This window comes from Shewanella sp. SP2S2-4, assembly GCF_031932025.1.
Lineage (GTDB): Bacteria > Pseudomonadota > Gammaproteobacteria > Enterobacterales > Shewanellaceae > Shewanella > Shewanella baltica.
In genome coordinates, this window is the sequence record NZ_JAUOER010000049.1 from 1 (window position 1) to 1,632 (window position 1,632).

Genomic DNA, 1,632 nt, shown 5'->3' on the forward strand with positions numbered 1-1,632 from the left:
TGCTGTATTCCTGGTGTTTTCGAGCTCCGCCATGGGCCTTTACTTGTGATCCCACAAGCAACGGCAGCTTGGATCCTGACGCCACGTTTAAGTAAGTTTTGTACCTTAGTCCGCGGTTTTCGCCACTGACGCCAGTAGCACATACGCACTCGACGACGGATCCAATGGTCTAAATCGACACACCCTTGATAAGCGTTGGCTATGCCAAAGTAGTTGATCCAGCCTTGCATGTATTGCCGTACTTTAAACAATTGATATCCCATGCTAACGCCCCAATTTCGGTTCGTCAGGCGTTTCATCTTTTGTTTAAAAATGTGTAATGTTTTAGCATGCCACTGGATCTTCCCGCGGTTAAAGGTAAAACCGAGGAACTTGCTTTGACCTACCTCTACCACTTGGCTTTTCTGTTCATTAACAACCAATTTTAGCTTAGTGGCAAGGTAGCGAGTAATACTCTTGAGTACCCGCTCTCCCGCTCGAATAGACTTTACCAAAATGATAAAGTCGTCCGCGTAGCGGGCGAATTTGTGCCCTCGGCTTTCCAGCTCTTTATCAAGACTGTCCAACATAATGTTAGAGAGTAATGGCGAGAGTGGGCCGCCTTGAGGCACGCCTTCGAAGCTTGCTTCAAATTGGTCGTTGACCATCACACCAGCTCGCAGGTATTTACCAATAAGCGCCAGCAGACGCTTATCCTGTACCTTGATCCTCAATTGAGTCATCAACAGGTCGTGATTTACTCGATCAAAGAACTTGGACAGATCAACATCGACGGCAAATTTGCGCTTCTGTTTGATGATATCTCTGACTTGCAAGACCGCTTGTTTGGCATTCCTATTCGGTCTAAAGCCGAAGCTATTAGCCGAGAAGAAAGGGTCAAACAACGGCGTGAGAATTTGAGCAATAGCTTGCTGTATCACACGATCAATGACGTTAGGGATACCCAGTTTGCGTTTACCGCCATCGGGTTTGTCGATCTCTACGCGTCTGACTGCTGAAGGGTTATATTCACCTCGTTCCAGTAGAGATTTACACCGTTGCCAACCGCCTTGTTGCATCCAAAGCGGGAAGGCTTCGATAGTCATGCCATCGATGCCAGCCGCGCCTTTATTGGCTTTAACTTGACGCCAAGCTCGGTGTAGATTTTCAGGTTCGAGTAGTTGTTGGAATAAATCGCTGTTGAAGGCCGGTTGCATATCAATACGCTGCCGATAGTAATCGTCTGGCGACGTAGTGGGTATCGACAAGTTTGACAAGACTCCTCCTTCTTCTAAATGTTCAGGCCTTCACCATATCCCAACCATTACGATGGGCGTTGGGCTACTATGCCGTCTGCTGACTTCTGCTTAATCACATACCGAGTTACCCCGTCATGCGCTATCGGTTTTCATCTGGTTCGCTCTTTTCAGTCGATGAGATTGAAAAGCCAAGGCACTTAATAGACCAGAGCCTTACTGGTTATTGACCGATCGCGTGTTAAGCAGATCTCCCCAGATAAGAACATGAACTTTCTTTGCACTGCTGCATCATTTACGGTGGCCATTAGATCACGTGGTTTCGTCGTCTTGTGCCAACTCACCTCTAGCCTACGCCTCATATGATGTTCTTGTTCATCAGCTCGCAAATTTGCTA

The 1,632-nt window shown here is 47.2% G+C and carries 1 protein-coding gene; it reads right to left on the reverse strand.

Translation table 11 applies throughout. The annotated features are described in order from the left end of the window. Nucleotides 1-1,256, reverse strand: a 1,256-nt coding sequence (ltrA, locus tag Q4Q54_RS21585; protein WP_311989525.1) for a group II intron reverse transcriptase/maturase, incomplete at its 3' end; no start/stop codon positions are given. Nucleotides 1,257-1,632: the final 376 nt, after the last annotated feature.